Here is a 21,729-nt window from a genome sequence, read left to right as displayed (position 1 = left end):
CAATAAAGATTGTCGATAAATTTCCAATGACTTTCGCGCAGAGGTGGGCAGGTCCTCCGTAATCCATGGATCAAGGTTCGTTGGTCTTTTGCGCCTTCCCTGTCGGTTGCTGGATCGAGCTCCATTGCGCGTGTTCCTGCGAAACGCAGGCCTCGACTCGTTCGGCGAGTAGCGCGTGCGGATCGGCCAGTCCCGCATAGGGTCCTGCTTTGCCCAGATAAACGTGCTTCTCATGTTTCAGCGCTTCACAGGTAGAGCGATACGTGCTCCAAAGCTGCTGGTACTGGTTTAGATGGAGAATCCCTTCCAGGACCGTGATGAGTACGCCGAGACCTGCGGTCGTCAACTTATCGTGCGGGAAATTCAAGCCTGCCAGCAACGGGATAATTGCAGCCGCGAGGATTTCCACCACCTTGACGCGCTTGTAGATATGCTGCGCCGATCGGCTCTTCCGGTCGTACCATTTGATCTGGTCTTCGAGCCGGTCAAAGATTGGATCGTCGCCGATAACCGATTCCGTCGTTTCAACCATGGGAGGTCTCCTCGATACGCTCCCTGCAATATACATCCGGCATTTCTTAGCAGCGGTCTGGTTGACTGGGTGCTATAACAGTGCGGTAACTCATTCGTTCTCGAGTGGTCTCAATCGGAATGGAGCCGAGCACCCATGAAACTCCTGGCTAAATTCAATCTGATTCTGCTTGTCATCTTCGCGGCGGGTGGCCTCTTAATCTCTCATCTCGCCTATTCCTTCCTTATCCGGAATGCGCGCCGGGAAGTCCTCGAGCAGGCGCGGTTGATGCTGGCCAGCGCCCAATCCGTGCGCGACTATACCGCGTCCGATCTGTCCCCGCTTCTTCAGCAAAACCCCAGGCACCGGGTACACTTTCTCTCCGAAACCATTCCCTTTTATGCAGCCACAACCACCTTCAATAATCTCCGCAAGGACAACCCCAAATACGCCGATTACATTTATAGGGAAACCACACTTAATCCTACAAATCTCGAGGACAGAGCCTCGGATTGGGAAGCCGACATCATCAACGAGCTTCGGAACCATGGTGAGCCACAGATCACGAGCCAGCGCTCAACCCCCTCCGGCCAATCGCTTTACATTGCGAATCCGATTAAGGTGAGTCCAGATTGTCTTGAGTGCCACGGCGTTCCATCCGCTGCTCCGCGAGCCATGCTCGCCGTCTACGGCTCGACGAACGGTTTCGGATGGAAGAACAATGAGATCGTAGGTGCTCAGATTGTCTCCGTGCCAATGACGGTTGCTATCGATATCGCCAACCGCGCGTATCACCAGCTGCTGCTCTATCTCATCCTTACACTTGTGGTCGCCATTCTGGCCTTGGACGCCGGTGTCTACCTGTTCGTGATTCGGCCGCTGAAGATAGTCTCTACGACTGCCGACCGTGTCAGCCGCGGCGAAAAGAACGTGCCTCCGATCAAAGTCCACGGCAAAGACGAGATCGCAACCGTCGCCTCATCCTTCAACCGGATGCAGCTTAGCCTTGCAAAAGCGCTCAAGATGTTTGAAGAAGAGTAGCCGTACGACCAGCCTAGTTCCGGCACGACCGAAGGAACTTCGCCCGGTCTGCTTCTGTTTCGATTTCACGCGCCGCCATCTCGTAAAGCTCCTCGACCGACGAACATCGCTTCGCCGCCCGCTTTATGACAACCTCTGAGATCGGCCCGATAAATGCCGCGAGTTCCTTGATGATGCGCTCCATCGTCTGTGGCTCGAACTTCAAAGCGGCCGCATCGGATCTGCTGCCTGTCCTGTGTTCCCCGGACGCCTCTTCCACGGGACGACCCAACTCTCTTTCTCGGTCCTCGCGATGCTCCACAGTCGCACTCACGTCTCCGACGTTAAGATAGGGCCGCAGGGCCTGGAGTAGCACGTGGACATCCGACTTCCAGCGAGCGTGGGTTAATTCAACCGCATTTCGATAAGCCAGTTCCTTCAGGTCATCAGGAAGCTGTTCCGCTGAGGGCATCTTCGCTCCGCGCACCAGCACGGGCACCACCGGTATATCCCGTCGAAGCGCCGAAGCAAGCTCGATCCGCACGAAGTCGCTTGCATCGTCCAGGCGCCGACCTCCATGAGAATCCCTCATGTCCAGCCACTCTTGCCCGATCACCGCAAGCACAACAGTGCAGGTTGCCACACTCTGATCGATGGCCTTCCTGAAATCCCGCCCAGGCTCGATTCCCGCCACGTCCATAAATACCGACTCAGGGCTAAAGTGCGACGTTAGATCATCAAAGAGGCGGCCAGCTTCGCCCGCCGAATCGCTCCTTCGATAGTTGACGAAGATGGATCGCAGAATGCCTCCCAAAGGCGGAAACAAATCTCGGAGGAAGGAAAGTGTAAGTGAGAAAGTCCGGAATCTGTCCCGACCTCGTCTCGATGCGCAAAAACAGAGTGTACTCCAGCACTTCCGCACGATTCAATCCAGCCTCTAACAACTCCGGATGCTGGCCGGCTGCAAATCCGATCTGAATCAGATTTAGATCGGTCCAATACTTGTGTGGGACAGGCCCATGCGAAATCGCAGACGGTCGTACTCGATCAGAGGTTTGAAGCAATCAGGCTCCTGCATCTCCCATAAAGAGGCTGGTGGCTGCGTTGAGCCAGTCTTCGTGAGGATCGCATTGACTGCACGGCGGGCGGCCTCGTTCGCCGCCTCCATGCAGGCAAGATCGGTATAGGTGCGCACGTAGTCGGAAGCAAGAAACAGGTTCGGTATTTCGGTGGCCGCGTTCGGACGATATTGCAGTGAGTTTGCTGTGTTGATGAGTAGCGGCTCGAGGTTGGTGACTGCAGAAGGGTTCGGGAACTGTACGTCGGGGTCGAGGAACCAGGTGAGCAAATTGTCGTCGCGGATGGGCTCGGCTCCGGCGACGTTGAGGTGGGCCTTCATCTGTGCCCAGACTTCATCCTTGATCTCCTGAGCGGTACATTGCATTGCCGGTTTGCCGTAGAGGATGCCGGGCGTCTCCCAGTCGGAGATATCCGCAGAGAGAAGGCCGCCCACCTGCCCGTCTCCGTAGTCGGCAAGATTAGCCTGTTGCCAGAACTGTCTTTGCGACACGGAGGTGAGCGCCCACGGCGAGTCTGCATAGAGGGTATGACCGAAGTCGAGCGGGACATCCTGCTTGAGGAAGAATTGAATACCGTTCATCCATGCTGTCCGGAGGCTGTCAAGGTGTGCAAGCGAGGGTGCCAGCGTCTTCATCTCGCTGGTGACCAGACCTGTCATGATCTCGACTGGCAGGGCGGAGATGTAGAAGTCCGCCGAGATCTCGGCTTGCTGGCCACCTTGCTCGACGGTGACGCTGGTGAGCCCACTGGCATCGCTATTGAAGGCCTTGATGGTGGTGTCGGGCTGAAACTGGACGCCCTTTTGGGAAAGGTACTGTACCCATGGCAAGAGCCACACTTCGCTTGTCGGACCGCTGAGCAGGCGGTCGAATCCTCCCCACGTCAGGATGCCGAAGATCAATTGCAGAAGGATGTATCCGACGGTCCGTGTGCTTCCCTCCTGAGCCCGGACAGCTACAAGAGATCGCGTGAGGCCCTCTGCCAGGAGCGTCTGATAGATGGCAGAGTGGCTCGCGGCGGCGACAAAGGTCCACCACGATATCTGTTCATACTCCGATACCCGGCGCTCAGGACAACTGGTGAGAAGAGTGAGCAGGCGGTCGGCGAAGAAGAGCACCTCGTCGTCGGGAACGCCGATGCCTTCGAAGAGTTCCTTGAAGGCGAGCAGCCAATCCTCCATAGTTTGCGGCAGCCTTGCGGTGAGGATCAGAGGCGGCTTCCCGGCCTGTGCGACCTCGATGCGCGTCGCATGCACGAGATTGTTGAAGACACTTACATTGCCCGGGAACGGGATTCGCTTCAGGGTGTCCGGCAGATGTTTGTAGAACGCGGGGAAGAACCGGAAGCCATGCTCACCGGGAAGGTCACGACGTCCGCCGGTACCGGAATTGGGGACATATAGGCTCCGCGCTTTGCCTCCGAAGACGTGGTTGCGCTCGAACACAGAGACCGCGAATCCACGCTCGATCAATTCGTGTGCGGCGCTGAGGCCGCCAACACCGCCACCTAGAATTGCGATCTTATAAGACATGCTTGCCTCGCAACTACACGGAAGATCAGACCCAGAACTTAGAAAAGGGAGGGTCGCGAAGAACCGCCCAGAAGAACGTTGCTGATGCTGGCCGTCGTGTGATGGCCCTCGTTGCCACCCCACGCGAAGAGCAGGTAGACGACCGGAAGACCCCCGGCGTGGAGTGTGAGACCAGCTGTGTAGGTATGCTGCAGGTGATCGAAGGAGATGTCACTGCGGTTGAGGCCGACCTTCGCCTCGTCGACGGAGAAGAGAAACCCTGCGGGGAGTTTGCCCAGGGAGTGCTCGAAGGTTCCGCGCAGGAGCAGAAGGTTGGGGGCTCGGAAGCGGTAGTCGGGATAGCTGGCCAGGATGGGTTGTCCGTTGAGGTCGGAGCCGCCAATGGTGGGATCGAAGTAGAAGGGAACCACGCTTCCGGCGCTCGCTATAGAGCCTGTCATCAGGAGGCGAACGTTGATGGAGCCTTCGAGATTCTGCGTAAGGGAGACGCGGGGGCAATTCGTATTCGAGGAACTGATAGAGCAGCTGTCTGGTCCGTTCTGGTCGTTGGCCTGGGTGAGCCGCACATTTCGGTACAGAGGAATGGTGTGGTTCAGGTCGGTGGTCCAGCGCCGAAAGCTGTAGTGCGAGTTGGAGGCGGCGACGAACTGCTGGAACTGCAAAAGGTAATTAAGGCGTAGCGTATCGCGAAAGAGAGAGGGACGGAGGCGGAGACCTTCACCGGCTTGGAAATATCCGGGTTGATTGGTGAGACCCGGAGCTGTGGATTCGTTGTAGACCTGTTCGATGGACGGGCTGCCTCCGTTCCGGTTGCCACGCAGTTGAGGGAAGCGGCCATTGAGCTCGCCGATGATCGAGAGGCCGGCCTTGCCAGCAAGAGGCACGATTGCGTTGGTGCCAAGGATGGTCTGTGTGAGGCCGAAGAAGCTGCGTGCCGCCGGGAGGGTGTGGGGTCCCAGGCCGTAGTAGTAGATCAGGTTGAGCGACGTGGTCTCTGCGTAAAGATTGAAGAGCGGAGCAGTGCGGTAGAGGGGGTTGTGCTTTGGTGGAGAAGTGGTTCCGGGGTATACGACGATGATCTTGCCGCCGGGCTGGCGGTAGGCTTTCATATACGAGCCAGCTCGCCAGGAGCCGTTGCCGCTGGCGACGGCGTCAAGATCCCAGTTGAGTCGCCAATCTGAGATAAAATCTTTGTGTTCAACGAATGCCAGACCGGCGGCGACGCCGTTCTGAGGGGCGAGGCTGCCGACTGCGACGTGCATGGGCTGGCCGGTGGCGGCAGTCTCCGCGCAGTTGGCGAGATTGCCGAAGGTGAAGGTCTTGCACGATTGCAGGGCTTCGCCCTCGCGACGGAAGTCCGAGTGGACGCGGCTCTCATTGCCGGACTGCGCCAGTGATGGCACCACCCCGAGGGCTATGACGACGAGCGCAAGCCGGGTGATGAGCAAGGAACGCGCGGGGTCCCTCACGGCTTCCTGCCCGAGCGCCGAGGCGACTTGCGCTTGTTGGGTTCGGCTTGTGTCGGTGTAGCGGAGCCGGGTTTGCTGTTCACGGTTGGGTCCGCAGCGGCGGCAAGGGGAATTCCACTGGAAGGCCGAATGGGCTTTGTGGCGACTTTGGATTGTAATGGAACGGGAATGGGACCGTCGGGTGCGGCCTTTACTGGGGCGAGGCCTCGCAGGATGTTGGTCATCTGGGCGATGTATTGGGCTGCTGTGTTCTCTGTGAGCACGTCCCGCGGGGAGAAGTTCGTGCGTAATGACGGGTCGAGTTTGGCCTCGACGTGCTGGAAATGCTTGACCTGCGACAGAAGCAGGTCGGAGAGAGGGCGGTGTTTGTTGAAGGATTCTTTCGGGGGCCCAGGTACAAGAATGGCGGTCATGATGACGCCTCCTGCAAATCAGCTGAGTTGGAAGTCGGGACAGTCGTTGCTGTCTCGCACGGTGTTGAGTGAGAGATGGTCGAGGAAGGTGTTGGAGGCGATTTCGCGGGGAGAGCGAGCATGGGTGGCGTCGAAGTTCGGGATAAACCACTGGGTCACGGTGGCGGGGATGGAGGCGTGCTCGAACACGTCATTGATGACAGTGCCTTTCGGGACCCAGGGGGAGACGAGAATGGCGGGGACGCGTACACCGAGGCGATCAAAGTGAAACGCGTCGTGGGTTCCGGTTTCGCTTGGCTGTGCGACGAAGCCGTCTGAGGTGCAGGCGGGTGGGGAAACGTGGTCGTAGATCCCGCCGTGTTCGTCATAGACGATCAGAAGAGCAGTGGTGGACCAAAGCGCAGGATTTTCTCGGATCTTGTTGTAGATGGTGGCGATGAATTGCTCGCCGGCGCGGACGTCATGGTCGGGGTGCTGATCGCACGCGATGGCTTCGCCGCTGCCGTCCGGAGCATCGTGGTCGGTGTAGTTGGGTTCGATGAAGCAGTAATCGGGCAGCGCGTTCTGATCGCAGGCGCGGAGAAAATCACTGAAGGTTCCGAAGAGACTGGGTTCGTTCTGCAGGAGGTTGACGACCTCCATGGTTGAACTGGCCGTGTCGTAATAGAACAGCTTGACGGTGCGGCCCGCGTCGAGCATGCGGTTGTAGATGCTCTTGTATTGCTTGCCCTCGTAGAAGACGTCCATGCTGACCTGACCAAAGGAGGTACCGTAGTGGGCGAAGGCACGATTGCAGATGGTGGGACCGGGGATGGAGGCAAACCAGCGGTTGAAGACTGCGAATTCGGTCGCAAGGGTAGTGAGGACGGGGAGCTTGTCTCGTGTGAAGTAGTAAAGGATGTCGTGGGAGTGGGCGACGTTCTGCTGCTGGTTGAAATAGCTCTTGACGAAGCCCTGCATGGTGGGCGGCAGAGGCGGACCGTTGAGGGGGTCATCGAATATCTGCAGGTTGACGGCGGCGAAGTGGTGGTTTGGGTCGGGATCGAGTTGACTTTGATATTCCGCCAGCGGTTGAACGGGGATTTGAACGCCGGTCGTGTCAGGGTTGGACTCAGTTCCCTTGATACCGTCAATGGCGGGGTTCGTCTTAGTAAGGTCACCCAGCATGTGGTCGAAGGAGCGGTTCTCCATCATTAGGACGACAACATGCCTGAGGTTCTGTATTCCGGGCTTTGACTTATCAGGCATCATGCCGTTCACCTGTTTTGATGAACAGACAGTATGCGGCAACATTGCCCGATTGTCTACGGGAACTTGCACCATAGAGGCTACGATATCGGGCACACACGCACACCACGAAATCCTTGACATTGGCTCCTCCCCGAACGTATGTTGATTCGCTCCACCCCGGGCCCTAGGTTAGGTCGTTACATAACTCTGTTGCAGTTCTCGTTTCGCTCAACCACATGAAGCGAAGCGCTCTGCAAATGGAATTCGAGGTCGGCGCTTATGTTCGGATCTTCGATGCTAGACATAGCCATCGGAGTGGTATTCATATTTCTGCTCCTCAGTGTCTTTGCGACCACGATTGCCGAACTCATCCTCTCTTCGCTCAACATGAGGGGAAAGGAATTGCTGCTCGGGATTCAAACCCTCCTCAGTGATGAATCGGTGACCGGCCTCGTGCAAAAGGTCTATAACCACGGACAGGTCTACGGCTTATTTCGAGGAGAGTTCGATCCCAAGAAGAAGCGCAGGAATCTGCCCTCTTATATTCCATCCGAAAACTTTGCGATTGCATTGCTCGATTCCATCGCCCAACCCTTTTCGGAGCTCAAGCCTCACGCGGCTCAGGTTCCTCCAGTCGGCGGCGGTCTGGTGCCCACAATTGTCCAGCAGACCGCGACAATCACCCAGGCGTTCAAAACTGCTGCGACCGCCTTGGCCGAAAATGCCGATACCGAGAAGGTGGGTAAACCGCTGATGTCAATGATCGCGATGGCTGGAGACGATGCCACAAAGCTCCAGAAGAGCGTAGAAGCCTGGTACAACAGCGCGATGGATCGGGTCTCTGGCTGGTACAAATACCGGACACTGCGGGTCCTTTTCGGGATTGGGCTCGTTATGGCCGTGGCCATGAACGCCGATACCATCCGAATCGTCAGGCAGCTCTCCAAAGACTCTACGATGCGCCAATCGATAGTTGCCGCTGCGGAAGCGACCAAAAATCCCACGGGCCCCAATGACGGCACAGGTGAAACCATTGACAAAAGAATCAACGAAGCAAAGCATTCGTTCGACGAGATAAACGATCTGGGAATTCCAGTTGGCTGGCCACCGGGCGATCCGAACGCAAAAACTCCTCGAGAAAAAATTGCTAAGTGTTTCGACTGGATTACTGCTCGGCCAAGCATGCTGCTCGGTTGGTTTCTCACCGCCATTGCTATCTCTCTCGGAGCACCCTTCTGGTTCGATGCGTTGAACAAGATCATGGTCGTCCGCTCGACGGTGAAGCCTCGCGAGAAGAGCCACGACGAAGGTTCGAAAGACAAATCGAAGAGTTAAGAGTTAATTGAGCGGAACCCATTCTTCCTCTCAGAGCCCTTAGTCCAACGAACGTCGGATCCGACTTACTCATCCGGCGTCTCGGTTGGGGAGCATATTCGGATACGCATCTGAATCAGCCTCCAGGCAGAAAGCTAAGCCAGAAGGACGCATATGAACAAAGGAACAGGCGTTGTTACCCTTGGAGCAACCCTACTGGCGGGGATGATGTTTCAGGCCCGAACCCGGACAACTCCCAATACGGACCAGCACGAGGTTCCCAATGTGGAATCAACTGCAAAGTTCGCCACAGGCGAAGGTCCATGGTTGGCCTCTCGTAGCTATTGGTCCGCCGCGCGAACAGTTGATCCCTCAAGTCAGGAAACTTCTCCTCATGGCGTTACTATTGCCCAGACGGACGGACTGAAGCTGCAACTCAAGCCATCTGAGGACAAGGCCTCGTGTGGACCCAATGCCTGGAACATACCCAGGTTTACCGATCATCCCACTGAGATCAGCACTATCGTCGCCACGGTTCCAGACCCGATTCACAGCCATCTCGCTCTCGATTTCGATCGATCGATCGACGCGATCCTTCTTGCCGCTGCCGACAACCACTATGTGAGCAGTAACTATTGGCTTCCATGGCGAAGCCAGATCAGCACGTCCTCGACAGGTGAATCTACCTCGACCGCCACCAGGCCCACCGAGGAGGACAACGCCCGCGAACGCCAACCAGGTCTTATCATCCTTCGCTATGCTCCCGATGCGAGTGAATGGGACAGCCGCCGCATGAATGGCTTCGAATGGACGAACTATCGCCGCGTTATCTATCTCTTTTTGGTCGGCGAAACACCATCTCTTGGCGTCAACGGCAATCAACTTCAGAAAGCTTTCTCGTACGAAAAGCTATTAAGAAGAGACTGCAAGGCGACTCTTTCCATTCCCTATTGGTCTTCGCCCCAACCGGCGGAGACGTCAACTCAATCCGTCAATGAAACGGACAACTCGGCGCCAGTTTCCGCACTCCAGCCCGGCAGTGCAGCCGACGCGTCAAAGAATCGGCAGCCTGAGCAGCCAGGCACGACGGAAGAGCCCTGCGCAAAAATCGCTGCGGCAAATAAGGTATCCATCCTCGGGCCGTTTTACTCTGGGTCCGCCTCTTCTCTGCACGCTGGAATAGAAGCAGCCTTCCCGAATGCCAGTGAATACTGCGTGTCGATTAGCGGTATCACCAGCACCCTCATCGCCGCCCGTGAGCTTGATCCAGCGGGAAGACATATTTACCGCTCCTTCGGGGAAAATGTCGGGTTCGAACAGGAACGTTTCCTGCAATCACTTGCTGCAGCCGGATACGACCTCAGGCGCGTCGCCGTGCTGTCCGAGGCCTTAACCGTCTACGGAAGCAACGCTACAAAACCTATGGAACAGAAAGCCGAGCACAACACAAAAGCATCAGCTGAGAAGGGCAAAAATGCGAGATCTGGGCACGGAAAGGCCCCAGCCGCTGCGAATCCTTCGCCGCCTAACGCCACCCCTTCGCGTGGCTCACGGCCGTCCGACGTGGATCTGGCAACAAAAGGCCCAATCCTTTACCTTCGTTTTCCTCGCGAACTCTCACTGCTTCGCAACGCAGAGGCCTCCCAGACCTCCAAGCCCAACCCCTCCGCGCCGCCAACGCCTTATCTCAATCTTTCCCTCAAGGACTACACCGCCGACGACACGGTTCCGCGCTTCTCCACCAATCAGAGTCCGCTATCTATCGAAGCGCAGCTCATGGCCATCGCCCATCAACTCCAACACGTGCGCAGCCAGTTCATCCTCATCTCGGCCTCAAACGTTCTCGACGACATCTTTCTGGCTCAGTTCCTCCATCGCGCCTGCCCCGACGCCCGCCTCGTCATCCTCAGCGGCGGCGACCTCCTGTTCGAGCGCGACGCCGACAACACCCCCTACATCGGCTCCATCTCCATCTCTCCCTACCTCCTTTCAATGCTCGATTTCGGGGAACATGTGCAGTGGCTTCATGCCGACTATCAGGCGGAGGCAATCTATAACGCAGCCAGCTTTACCTTCTGGAACGGCCCCTACGGCGACCTGCCCCACCTTGCGGGATACCGCAACTACCCTGTCCCCAGAAAAGACGATCCTTCACCTCCGGTACAGTTTCAGCAGATTCCTCTCTGGGCGACAGTCATCGGTGCTGACGGTTACTATCCCCTTGCCGTTCTCAACTGGTGCGGCAGCGGCTTCGACGCGATCCTGCCTACTATCTGGCCGGCAAAGGAAGAACCCTCTGCCACGCCGCCAAAAGCGCAGTCTTTTCTCCTTGGTCCATGCATGGAGGACAGTGCTACTACGGTCTCGGCCAAGACTCCACCCCCGCCGACTCGCAAAATCTGGAATGATGTCCCCGAATCGATCAACCGGAACTCTGGTATCTCTCCCGCTCTTCTCTGGGGCATCCTCGTCGCCTTTATCTTTCTCGCCTGCATAGGCCACTGCGTGCTCTTGCTGGCAGCCGACTTCTGGTCGCCCTCCACGCGCGATCTCGCAATCGACCATAACGACCTTCCCCACCGCCGCGCCGTCCATCTCAACATTGGCACCGCCGTGCTCGCAGCAATAGCCTTTGTCGTGGATTATCCTTTACTCCGGGTTGGCCACTACTTTCATCTCGCGCTCACCGGCCATATCCTTGCATGGCTAACCCTCGTTTCCGCGCTCATGGCTTGCATCTGCACCGGCTGGAAGACTAGGCGCTACTTATGGCCGAAACGGCGCCCCATATACCGATTTTTCAATGTCATTGCCCTGGCCGCTCTCGTCGGCATTATCGGTTTGTGGGCCGTAATTTGTAACAGCGACGGACTCGAGGGTTATCACAGCTACGCCGGTCTCTACTTCAGCTATCGCTGCCTCCAGCCGCTCAGCGGAGTCTGCCCCCTCCTCCCGATTCTCCTTCTGCTCTTTGCCTGGTATCTCTGGGCTATCTATCAGACAGCTAGGCTCCGCTTCTCCGACATACACAGGCCCCGGCTCCCGCGTTTTACCCCTCTTGCTCATCCTTATTCGCCTTCTCACAACGCCTACCCACTCTTCGTTCCCGACAACACCCTCGAGAGCTGCACCGGTTCCAGCGACAACTGCCTCTATGCCAACATCACCTGTCTGCTCATTACCCGAGAGGTTATATGGCGGTTTGGGACAAAATTGAAAAGCGATCCGGGAAGATGGCCTGGCAGGGTTGCGAACTGGGCCAGGCATCACCTCGATCTAGTCCTGGGGTGCATCTATGGAGTTCTCTTCTACCTCTGTATCTTCGCGACGCACGTTCACAGCCTCGACCGGTTTATCTTCAGCACCTTCCTCTGGACCGACGCCCCCACGTTCTATGAACTCCTCATCACCGCTCTCTTCTTTCCTCTCATCATGGTCGCCCTCTCCGGCTGGCTCAGGGTCATCCTCATTTGGGGGTCTATAAGCAGGGGACTGCTCGAGCCCCTCGAACGGATGCCCATAAGGTTTGCCTTCACCCGATACAAGGGAGGGGGTTGGCTGAGCATGCTTCGCCAGAAGGGTCTTCACATTCGTTGGCGCGACATGGGCCGCTCCACGGAGGCCATTCGCCAACTCGTCCATCATCCGGACCTCAAGGACAACACCGAGCTGAAGAAGAAACTCTCAGACGAATACGAAGTCATTAATCTCCGTATCCACGAGCTCATTGAGAGCATCCACGCCGGCGGTAAGCGGGAATCCGTCCCCTCCACGCCGCCCGCGCCACCACTTGAAGTCCAGCCGCCTTCCGAGGTAAAAGCGTCTGTGGCACCCACCGCTCCCGCTGCGAGCGAAACACTGGCTACGACGCTCGAGCGAGCCAGACAGAAGGAATCTCCGGTTCCCTCCGAGTGCATCTGGGACGTCCCCGCGTCATCGGCTGACCTTTGCAGCATCTTCCACATCGAGCAAGGCTATGCCCGGTTCTGCACGATTCTCATCGACGACTTCCTCGATCAATATTGGGACGAGAAGCGAACTGGTCTCGTCGAAGAGGTCAGCCTGCCCAAGGAAAAGCAAGACGAAATAGTGAAGCCAAAAGAAGCTTCACCCAGCGAACCCTCGTTCGTCGAACTCGCCGAAGAACTCCTCGTGATCCGCTACGTCGCCCTAATCCGTTCCGTGCTCCTCAATATCCGCTATCTGATGCTCTTTGTGTCCGCCGCTTTCGTTCTTGCGCTGATCGCGTGGAACTCCTACCCGTTCCAGCCGCACGCCTTCATCGACTGGTGCTTCACCATCCTTCTAGCCCTGTTGACCCTGGGTTTCGTCTGGGTCTTCGCCCAAATGCACCGCAACGCCATTCTGAGCCGTATCACCGACACGACAGCCAACGAACTCGGATGGGAATTCTATCTCCGCCTTGCTACCTTCGGGGCGCTCCCGGTACTGACCTGGCTTGCCTATCAGTTCCCGCAGATAGGCGGCACTCTCTACAGGATCGTCCAACCAGGCCTTCAGGTCGTGAAATGAAGGGAGTTGTGGGACGCTCCTCCAGAAATGAGGGATTTGGTGGGAAGGTCATGCAGTGACATGAAAATAGTGAGCAAAACAGCAAATGGGAGCGCGTCCATCCATGTTGCCAATCGTTTACAAGCTGTTGAACAAAATAAAGAAGTTAGTGTCGATAAGTCATCGCTTTCATCGTTCTCCATATGCGGGCCCCATATAGTGGGCAGTTTGAAACCGCAGTATAGTAAATACTCATGAATCAGTCCCCGCCCCTTCCAAAGAATTCCTCCACGGTCAAGAAGGATTTTCCCTCGTCTTCGGGGCATATGTTTCAGGACTACTTCATTGGCAACGTTGAAGACAGCTATAAAAAGCGTGATCTGATGGATGCGCGGGCGCGAAGAATATTTGAAAATACAGCGCTGGCATGTTCCATGGACGCTTATCCATTTCAGGCTTCTCTGAGCACGCGGTCTGGGCCGGTAGTCGAAATGGACGGCCACAAGATGCTGATGCTGTCATCGTACGACTACCTGGGGCTCATCGGGGACCCAAGGGTAGACGAGGCGGCGATAGCGGCCGTACGGAAGTACGGCACGGGGACAGGGGGAGCCCGTCTTTTGACCGGCACGCTCGATCTTCATCACGAGTTGGAAGAGATGGTGGCGCGGTTCAAAGGGACGGAGGCGGCGATCACCTTTACGTCTGGATACGCGGCAAATCTTGCCGTCATCGGCGCATTGTTCGGGCCTGCCGATCGCGTTATTGCAGATGCTTTGTCGCACCGGAGCCTTATGGATGCCTGTCGCCTGGCGGGTGTTCCCATCCAGACTTTTGCGCACAATGACCCCACCTCCCTGCGGCATCAGTTGGAGAAGGAGACCGGAGCCAATCGCACGCTGATTATCTCCGATGGAGTGTTTTCGATGGACGGCGACATCGGTTGCCTTCCAGACCTGATCGCCCTGAAGAATGAGTTTAATTGCTTTCTCCTGATGGATGAGTCGCACGCCAGCGGCGTGTTGGGCGAGCGCGGGAGAGGGACGGATGAGCACTTCGGTGTGCCGACGGCGGAGGTCGATATCTGGACCGGGTCCTTGGCAAAGGCGATTCCATCCAGTGGCGGATTTGCGGCGGTCTCGCAACGGCTGGCTATTTTTCTGCAGCATGCTTCGGCCCCGTTTATCTTTTCGGGCGCAATGGCTGCGCCAGTTGCCGCGGCTACTTGTGCGGCGCTGAAAATTCTAAAAGATGAACCGGAGCGAGTTGCTCGGCTGCAGGTGAATGCGCTATTTCTTCGCGAGGGGTTGCAAAGCCTCGGATATGACACAGGGCTGTCGGAGACGGCGGTGATTCCGGTGATGCTGCACGATGACGCCAAGACGGCACTGTTTGCGCGGAAGCTGCGCGACTACGGGATTCTGGTCTCTCCGGTGTTATTTCCGGCAGTGGCGCAGGGTTCAGCCCGACTGAGGCTGTGCGTGACGGCTGCGCATACGGAGGAGCATCTCCAGTTTGCGCTTGATGTTTTCGAGAAGATGCGGAGCGCATAAGGTGCCCGTCCTGGTGACGGGAGCCAGTGGCTTTCTGGGTGGACGGCTGGCGGAGGTGCTGGCGAGCCAAGGCGAGCAGGTGACCGTGCTGGCGCGCCGCAGCTCTGACCTGAGGCATCTTTCAGCAATCTCGCCACACCGGTTGCGTGTCGTTCGCGGAGACCTGACGGACCGCGAATCGCTGATCGAGGCCGTGCGAGATGCTACCCATATCTTTCATTGCGCGGCGGCGTCGACGGACTGGGCTTCTACGGAGGTTTACTTCGGAAGCAATGTCAGAGGTACGGAGATGTTGTTGGCGGCGGCAGTCGAAGCGCGCCAGCTTCAGCGATTCATCCATGTCAGTACGACCGATATTTATGGTTACCCAGTCGTTCCGTGCGCAGAGACGGGTGAGGTGCGCGACATAGGGCTTCCTTATAACCGAACGAAGATTCTGGCAGAAGAGGCAGTATGGCGAGCCTCGAGCGAGGGGCTTCCAGTGACGGTGCTTCGGCCTGCGACCATCTACGGGCCGAGGGGGAAGGCATTCGTTACGGACTTTGCGGAGCTGCTTCGGAAGGGGCAGATGGCGTATGTCAGTGGAGGACGAGCGACTGGCGGCTTTTTGTATGTCGACAATGCCGTAGACGCGATCATTGCAGCGGCGCGTAGCTCAGAGACCGCAGGGCAGGTGTACAACCTGTCGGATGGAACGGGCGCGAGCTGGAAGACCTACGTGGAGGCGCTGGCTGCGGGACTGGGGTTCAAGCCGCCGTGGATCAATCTTTCATTCGGGGCTGCGATGGCTATTGCGAGCGCGATGGAGGCTCCGTACCGCTGGATGAGGAGGCTGCCAGGGCGGCCCATGCTGACGCGTCATGCGGTGTTTCTGCTGGGCAGGGATCAGGAGTTTCCGAACAGCAAGGCCCGGGCTGAACTCGGCTTTGTTTCGCGTGTGTCGATGGATGAGGGTATCGCGCGGTCTGTGGAGTGGGTGAAGAACTTGGAAATGTCTAGCCTAGAGATTTGAAGGCCAGAACAGCGTTCAGTCCGCCAAAGGCGAACGAGTTCGAGAGACAAGCCTCGACGGCGGTCGCACGGGCCCGATTGGGGATGACATCCAGATTGCAGGCGGCATCCGCTGTAAGAAAGTTGGCGGTGGGCGGAAGAATGCCATGCCTGAGGCTGAGAATGCTGGCGACAGCTTCGAGGGCGCCGGCGGCTCCGAGCGCGTGGCCGTGCATCGATTTGGTAGAGCTGACAGCGAGCTTGTCGGCGTGCGTCCCGAAGGTATCGCGAATGGCGGCGGTTTCGATGCGATCGTTGGCCTCGGTGGCGGTTCCATGGGCGTTGATGTAGCCAATCTGCTCGGGGGCGAGGTTGGCGTCGCGCAGGGCCATGCGCATTGCTCGAACGGGGCCTTTGGTAACCGGCTGTGTGATGTGAGCGGCGTCAGCCGACATGCCGAATCCCACGATCTCGGCGAGGGGGCGTGCTCCCCGAGCGAGCGCCGCTTCGAGAGTCTCGAGCACAAGCATTGCGGCTCCTTCGCCAAGGACGAGGCCGCTGCGCTCGGCGGAGAAAGGGCGGCAGGTGTCTTTGCTGACGACACGCATTGCCTCCCATGCCTTGAGGCCGCCGAGCAGAAAGGGGGCTTCACTGCCTCCGGCGATCGCCATGGGAGCGACGCCGGAGCGGACCATCCAGAAGGCATCCCCGATGGCGTGGGCGGAGGAGGCGCAGGCCGTAGAGATGTTATATGCGGGGCCTTCGATGCCGAATTGCATACTGATGTGGCTGGTGCCGGCGTTACTCATGCCGAGCGGAATGGTGTAAGGATGGACGCGATTTTTGCCGTTGTGGAAGAGCTCCCAGTAGCCGCTCTCTTCTGCGCTCCTGCCCCCCAGGCATGAGCCCGTAACGATGGCGGTAGTTTCGCGCAGCTCCGGGGTCCATTCGATGCCGGCTTCGGCGATGGCTTCGCGGGCAGCGACGACGGCGAACTGCGCGAAGCGATCCATCATGTCGATATCTCTTAGTGCAAAGTGCTCCTCGGGGACGTAGTTCAGAACCTCGGCGCCGTTCTTGAAGCGGAGTTGCGAGACATCGACGCTGGTGATCTCGCGAATGCCGGAGGTCCCTGAGATCATCGACTGCCAGAAGCTGGACGCATTGTTGCCGAGAGCGCTGATGACACCTGTTCCCGTGACGACGACGCGGTGCATATTACTCGCCGGGCGAAGAAGGCGTCTTCGTATTCGCCTGAACAAGCTGGGTGATGCCTTCGATCATCTCGTGAATGTTCTGAATCTCCTTGGCATCGTCATCGTTGATCTCGATGTCGAACTCGCTTTCGAGGCCAAAGAGGATGTTGAGACGGTCGAGTGAGTCGATCTCGAGCGACTCAAAGCTGCTGTCGGGGCGCACGTCCGCGAGAGGGATGCGCTTTGTGGTCGCGATGACCTTTAGAACTCGATCCTGGATGGTGTCGTCTGTCACAGTCGGGCATGATCCTTGCCACCAAAAAAACTGGTGTGAACTGGCTTTGCAGAGCCAATTCTACCTTGAGTCTCAGAAGGTTGATACATGGAGCGCCGGTTGCCAGCGTTCAAATGCCCGCGGGCCTACTTTCGGATTCATGAATGAATGCGAGTTGGAGTTTTTTTGGCTTTCGAGCGCCCGGTTGATTTCGGCGCTGCCTTGGCAGGGCGTTTGTGGAGCGACGAGCTGGCAGCAAGATGATCTCGCAATTTACGCGATCTTTCCTGATCGCGGCTGTGTAGCAACAGATCTTGAGCATCATTCAGGTGATCAGTCATCAGGCGGGCGGCAAGTTCAGGATTACGCTGTTCGATGGCATCCAAAATAGGTTTGTGGAAGTGCAGCGTGTGTTCGAGATCGACGAGCTGCGAAGTCACCATGATCATATTCAACATGGCACGGTGAATGGTGTGAAAGAGTCGCCCCACGAGACGGTTGCCGGACGCCTGAAAGATGGCACGGTGGAAGAGAATATCCGCTGCTACCAGCTTGACGCGGTCGTGCTTGCTCTGTTCAAGATCGACGATGGATTGCCTCAAGAGGGCGATGTGCTGGGAGTTCGCACGTTCGGCAGCTTTGGCGGCGAGCGCCGGTTCCATCATCAGGCGCATCTCGGTCAGCTCCTGAAGTGACGTGTCATCGAGCAAGAACAAAAATTCCATGGGCACGGCGAGAACCGAGGATGCGTCTTTGTTCAGGTAGCTGCCATCGCCGACCTTCTGCGTTATGACGCCCATGATCTCCAGGACCTTGAGCGCCTGACGCAGAGATGACCGCGCGACTCCAAAATTTGCGGCCAGTTCGCGCTCGGACGGGAGCTTTGTGCCTGGAGCGAGTACGCCATCGCTCAGCAGTTGCTGGAAACGGAGAATGAGCAGGTGAGTGACATCATCCTTATTGCGAAGAATGTGTTCACTATCGTCGATCGGAGACTTCCGTCTTCCATTCATTTCTCAAATAATCCGCACCATCGCATGCTTTGTCAAATCATTGATCCGCGGAGATGTATTTTTTGGTACGACCGTTATGTCCGGTTCTCGGCACTTCTTCGTCCCCGGCGATTAGTCACTTCACTTTAATTTTTCCTAAGGAACCCTAATAAATTAGGGATATTCCGAAGATATATCGAGCCCCATTGATATTTTATTTGACATCTCTCGCATCTTGGTACTACCTTTGCACACGTCAAAAAAAGATGCCCCGATATCCGCGAGGGCAATATACGAGGTTGTACATGATAAAGATCGATCGCCGCGTCGCAATGGGTCTCATAACAGCATGCCTGGTTCTTTTTCTCTGCGCTCCAGGAGCGAAGGCCCAGGTAGAGACAGGCCGATTCGTAGGGCAGATCACCGATCCTCAGGGAGCGCTGGTGCCGAATGCGGTGGTCAAAGCGACCAATCTTGGAACCAATATCGTGCAGACAGCCACCACAAATTCCAGCGGCGAATTTGTGATTACTCCGGTGCAGGCCGGAGTCTATAACCTGACCGTTACAGCCAAAGGTTTTTCGGTTGTTAGTACGTCAAACGTCGAAGTGCAGGTCGGCCAAGTGGTCCGTGAAGACCTTGCGCTACAGTTAGGCGCCGAGACTACGACGATTGATGTGACGGTGGAGACGCCGCTGCTCAGCACTGATACGGCGACGATAGGGACTGTTATCACCAATCAACAGTTGACGAGCCTGCCTCTGAACGGCCGTGGGTTTTTCCGGCTGGCGGAACTTACGCCGGGCGCGGCCTTGCTGCCGCCGACGGGCAATTCGCTGGCGATCCGGCCAGAGGTGGTGGATGGGAATACGATCAGCGGTATTCGGGGCAGCGCGATCTCCTTTCTGCTGGATGGCGTAGACGTGAGTGAACAACACCAGGGCGGCACGTTCATCCAGACCTCGATCGACGCGCTACAGGAGTTCAGCGTGCAGCAGAGCCCATATTCCGCGGAGTACAACCGCGGAGGCGCGTTTTTCAACGCAACCACTAAATCCGGCACGAATAAGTTTCACGGCGGCATATTCGAATTCATTCGCAACGACAAGCTGGATGCGCGCAACTACTTCTCCGCTACCCGCGCCATCTTGAAGCGCAATCAGTTCGGGGGCGCTATTGGCGGCCCACTGTCGATTCCTCATCTGTACAGCGGGAAAGACAGAACATTCTTCTTCCTTGACTATGAAGCGCAAAGGCTTCGTCAGGGACTGGTCATCAACAGCATTGTGCCGACAGATGCCGAACGAAATGGGGACTTCAGTGCGCCGGGGTTGAAACCAATCTATGATCCGCTGACAACCACAACGACTGGCACGACCACGACGCGCAACCAGATCAGTTGTAATGGAGTGCTCAACGTTATCTGCCCATCGCGGATTCCATCGCAGGCAGTGGCGGTACTGGCCTATATTCCACATGCAAACAGCGGTGCAAGCAGCTTCAAGGCAGTTCCGTCACAAGCGATCGACTGGGACCAGTTCACCATACGAATCGACCATCAGATCAATTCCTCCAACCGCCTTTTCGGACGCTGGGTGTACGTCAATAATCGCGAGGTTGACCCTAACGCCGCGCCAGCGCTAAAGACGGCATCGCTGACCTCAAACGGACAAGACATCGCCGTAGGCCTCATCACAAATATTGGCGCGAATAAGGTTCAGGACTTCCGCGTCCATTACCTTCCCAGCCATGTGCGGCTCGCTGCATTCCTGCAAGGGCCTGATTTCAACGGGGTGAATGGCATTCAGGGATTCAGCGGGTTACTTCGGCCAGGGACTGGCGGATCCTTCCCGGACTATTCCTTCAGTGGGTACAGCGCTCTACAGGGCTCGGCCTTCGATCAACGTCCCAAGTCGCAGGACCGTACCGTGTTTGAACCGACGGACACATTCACAATTCTCAAGGGAAAGCATTCTCTAAAGTTTGGAGTGCTAGTCCGCTACTATCAGTGGATTGGGTATGACAGCTCAAACTACGCCGGCATCTTCAACTTTACCGGCATCGAGACACAGAACCCGACTGCCACTCCAACGAAGCCTGCCGGTGGGGATGCGTTCGCGGATTTCCTGCTTGGGTATCCAGCCTCTGTGGCCCGTGCCTACCCAGGGAATAACTTTGGCGGACAACGCTGGTATCACCAGTACTTTGCCCAGGATGACATTCGAGTGAACGGAAGGCTTACGGTGAACGTCGGTCTGCGGTACGAGTATTCGCCGTGGCTGAATGGTTATAAAGGACAGCTGGGCACGTTCGATCCGACGCAGTCCAAGCCGATCATCGTTGAGAGCAATACGGATAAGGTCGACCTATCGTCGCAATATGCTGCTCCTGCCGCCTACCAGTTTTTCGGCAAGTATATACAGACCAGCAGCCAGGCAGGGCTTCCTTATTCGATTACGTATACCGACCGCACTCAATTTGGCCCCAGAGTAGGATTTGCATGGCGTCCTTTGGGCAACGATACAGTTGTTCGCGGCGGCTTCGGGATTTTCTATGAGCCTGAAGGAACCGGTGGTCGAGTCAATCGCAATATTCTACCGTTCCTGTTGTCGGAGACGGTCAATCAGACGCAGAATGTTGTCCCGACCCGGACGACAGCGAATTTCTTTCTCGGCTCGCAACTTGGTTCTGCGACTGCAAATCCATCGCTTCTGCCGACACTGACTCATTTGAAGGTCGGTTCAAACCAGCACTATAGTCTCGGTGTGCAGCAGCAACTCTCGCCTAAGACGGTATTCGATATCGCTTATGTAGGCAATCACGGAGTCCATCTACAGAGTACGGACGACTTCAACGATCCGACGCCGGCTCCCGGTGGAGTACAGGCGCGACGCCCTTACCAGCCCTGGGGAACGATCACTTATCAATCTCAGGATCTTGGAACGACCTATCAGTCACTGCAGACGAAGATTGAGCATCGTGCAGGCAATGGTCTGACGGGGTTGATCTCGTATACCTGGTCCAAGTTCATGCAGTCGAACCAATCGCCTGCGATTGGCGGCAATCAGGGGTATGAGAGGACCTATTCTCCGTACAACACCCCTCAGAATCTGGCGATCAGTGGAACCTATCAGTTGCCGGTAGGAAGAGGCAGAAAATACATGGGGAACAGCAACAGGGTTGTGGATGCGGCGTTAGGTGGATGGCAGGTCCAGACGATTATTGTTTTGCGTAGCGGAACTCCCTATACACCCGTGGTCTCGTCGGACAGGGCGAATACCGGTGTTGGCGGCCAGCGGCCGAATCTGAATCCCGCCGGAGGGTCGCGGACGTTCCATCAGACGTTGACGAACTGGTTCGACAAGACGAAATATGTCGTGGCCCCGCAGTATACCTATGGACAGGTCCGCGCGAATACACTGCAATCGGACGCCTTCCGCCAATACGATGCGTCAATCTTCAAGGACTTTGCAATGCCGGGAGAGTCTACACTCTCTTTCCGCGCCGAATTCTTCAACCTGCCAAATACGACCAGCTTCAATGCCCCAAGTTCGACGATTGACGCCTCGTCTTGCTGCACGATAACTTCAACCTCTATTCCCTCGCGCGATATTCAATTTGCGCTCAAGTACAACTTCTAATGA

15 protein-coding genes are annotated in these 21,729 nt (G+C 56.9%); 6 read left to right on the top strand and 9 right to left on the bottom strand.

What is annotated here, in order from left to right:
* Nucleotides 1-70: 70 nt before the first annotated feature.
* Nucleotides 71-532 (bottom strand): DUF4231 domain-containing protein, encoded by a 462-nt coding sequence (locus P4G45_RS14605; RefSeq protein WP_348267211.1) that lies wholly within the window; start codon nt 530-532, stop codon nt 71-73.
* A gap of 135 nt (nt 533-667) precedes the next feature.
* Between P4G45_RS14605 and P4G45_RS14600 the strand changes: the two genes are divergently transcribed.
* Nucleotides 668-1,552 (top strand): DUF3365 domain-containing protein, encoded by an 885-nt coding sequence (locus P4G45_RS14600; protein ID WP_348267210.1) that lies wholly within the window; start codon nt 668-670, stop codon nt 1,550-1,552.
* A 13-nt stretch (nt 1,553-1,565) separates the two neighbouring features.
* Here the strand turns inward: P4G45_RS14600 and P4G45_RS14595 are convergent, their stop codons facing one another.
* From P4G45_RS14595 to P4G45_RS14575, 5 genes are all read right to left on the bottom strand, one after another.
* Complete coding sequence (locus tag P4G45_RS14595; RefSeq protein ID WP_348267209.1) at nt 1,566-2,345, bottom strand: toll/interleukin-1 receptor domain-containing protein; 780 nt, start codon at nt 2,343-2,345, stop codon at nt 1,566-1,568.
* Nucleotides 2,346-2,516: 171 nt separating this feature from the next.
* Nucleotides 2,517-4,142, bottom strand: a complete 1,626-nt coding sequence (locus P4G45_RS14590) for an FAD-dependent oxidoreductase (RefSeq protein ID WP_348267208.1) — start codon at nt 4,140-4,142, stop codon at nt 2,517-2,519.
* Between the two features lie 38 nt (nt 4,143-4,180).
* On the bottom strand, nt 4,181-5,611 hold the full coding sequence (locus tag P4G45_RS14585) for a hypothetical protein (RefSeq protein WP_348267207.1): 1,431 nt from the start codon (nt 5,609-5,611) through the stop codon (nt 4,181-4,183).
* A complete protein-coding gene (locus tag P4G45_RS14580; RefSeq protein WP_348267206.1) occupies nt 5,608-6,024 on the bottom strand; it encodes a hypothetical protein in 417 nt (138 codons plus the stop codon). Before P4G45_RS14580 ends, P4G45_RS14585 begins: the two co-directional genes overlap by 4 nt.
* Nucleotides 6,025-6,042: 18 nt before the next feature.
* Nucleotides 6,043-7,395 (bottom strand): alkaline phosphatase family protein, encoded by a 1,353-nt coding sequence (locus P4G45_RS14575; RefSeq protein WP_348267205.1) that lies wholly within the window; start codon nt 7,393-7,395, stop codon nt 6,043-6,045.
* 153 nt (nt 7,396-7,548) lie between these two features.
* On the opposite strand from P4G45_RS14575, the gene P4G45_RS14570 reads away from it, so the two are divergent.
* From P4G45_RS14570 to P4G45_RS14555, 4 genes are all read left to right on the top strand, one after another.
* The gene (locus P4G45_RS14570) at nt 7,549-8,589 is read left to right on the top strand and encodes a hypothetical protein (protein WP_348267204.1); all 1,041 of its coding nucleotides are present in this window, start codon (nt 7,549-7,551) and stop codon (nt 8,587-8,589) included.
* A gap of 153 nt (nt 8,590-8,742) precedes the next feature.
* The gene (locus P4G45_RS14565) at nt 8,743-13,101 is read left to right on the top strand and encodes a hypothetical protein (RefSeq protein WP_348267203.1); all 4,359 of its coding nucleotides are present in this window, start codon (nt 8,743-8,745) and stop codon (nt 13,099-13,101) included.
* 233 nt (nt 13,102-13,334) lie between these two features.
* Nucleotides 13,335-14,633 (top strand): aminotransferase class I/II-fold pyridoxal phosphate-dependent enzyme, encoded by a 1,299-nt coding sequence (locus P4G45_RS14560; RefSeq protein ID WP_348267202.1) that lies wholly within the window; start codon nt 13,335-13,337, stop codon nt 14,631-14,633.
* Between the two features lies 1 nt (nt 14,634).
* The gene (locus P4G45_RS14555) at nt 14,635-15,645 is read left to right on the top strand and encodes an SDR family NAD(P)-dependent oxidoreductase (protein WP_348267201.1); all 1,011 of its coding nucleotides are present in this window, start codon (nt 14,635-14,637) and stop codon (nt 15,643-15,645) included.
* Here P4G45_RS14555 and P4G45_RS14550 read toward each other — a convergent pair.
* From P4G45_RS14550 to P4G45_RS14540, 3 genes are all read right to left on the bottom strand, one after another.
* On the bottom strand, nt 15,629-16,840 hold the full coding sequence (locus tag P4G45_RS14550) for a beta-ketoacyl-[acyl-carrier-protein] synthase family protein (RefSeq protein ID WP_348267200.1): 1,212 nt from the start codon (nt 16,838-16,840) through the stop codon (nt 15,629-15,631). The genes P4G45_RS14555 and P4G45_RS14550 overlap by 17 nt on opposite strands.
* A gap of 1 nt (nt 16,841) precedes the next feature.
* Nucleotides 16,842-17,114, bottom strand: a complete 273-nt coding sequence (locus P4G45_RS14545; RefSeq protein ID WP_348267199.1) for a phosphopantetheine-binding protein — start codon at nt 17,112-17,114, stop codon at nt 16,842-16,844.
* A gap of 137 nt (nt 17,115-17,251) precedes the next feature.
* Entirely contained in the window at nt 17,252-18,106 is an 855-nt protein-coding gene (locus tag P4G45_RS14540) for a FadR/GntR family transcriptional regulator (protein WP_348267198.1), read from the bottom strand.
* A 284-nt stretch (nt 18,107-18,390) separates the two neighbouring features.
* Here P4G45_RS14540 and P4G45_RS14535 point away from each other — a divergent pair, with 284 nt between their 5' ends.
* Entirely contained in the window at nt 18,391-21,726 is a 3,336-nt protein-coding gene (locus P4G45_RS14535) for a carboxypeptidase-like regulatory domain-containing protein (protein ID WP_348267197.1), read from the top strand.
* The last annotated feature ends 3 nt before the right edge of the window (nt 21,727-21,729 follow it).

Source organism: Edaphobacter paludis (assembly GCF_039993895.1).
Taxonomy (GTDB): domain Bacteria; phylum Acidobacteriota; class Terriglobia; order Terriglobales; family Acidobacteriaceae; genus Edaphobacter; species Edaphobacter paludis.
The sequence above is the reverse complement of the archived record's forward strand: the minus strand, read 5'-3'. Positions and strand labels throughout refer to the sequence as shown.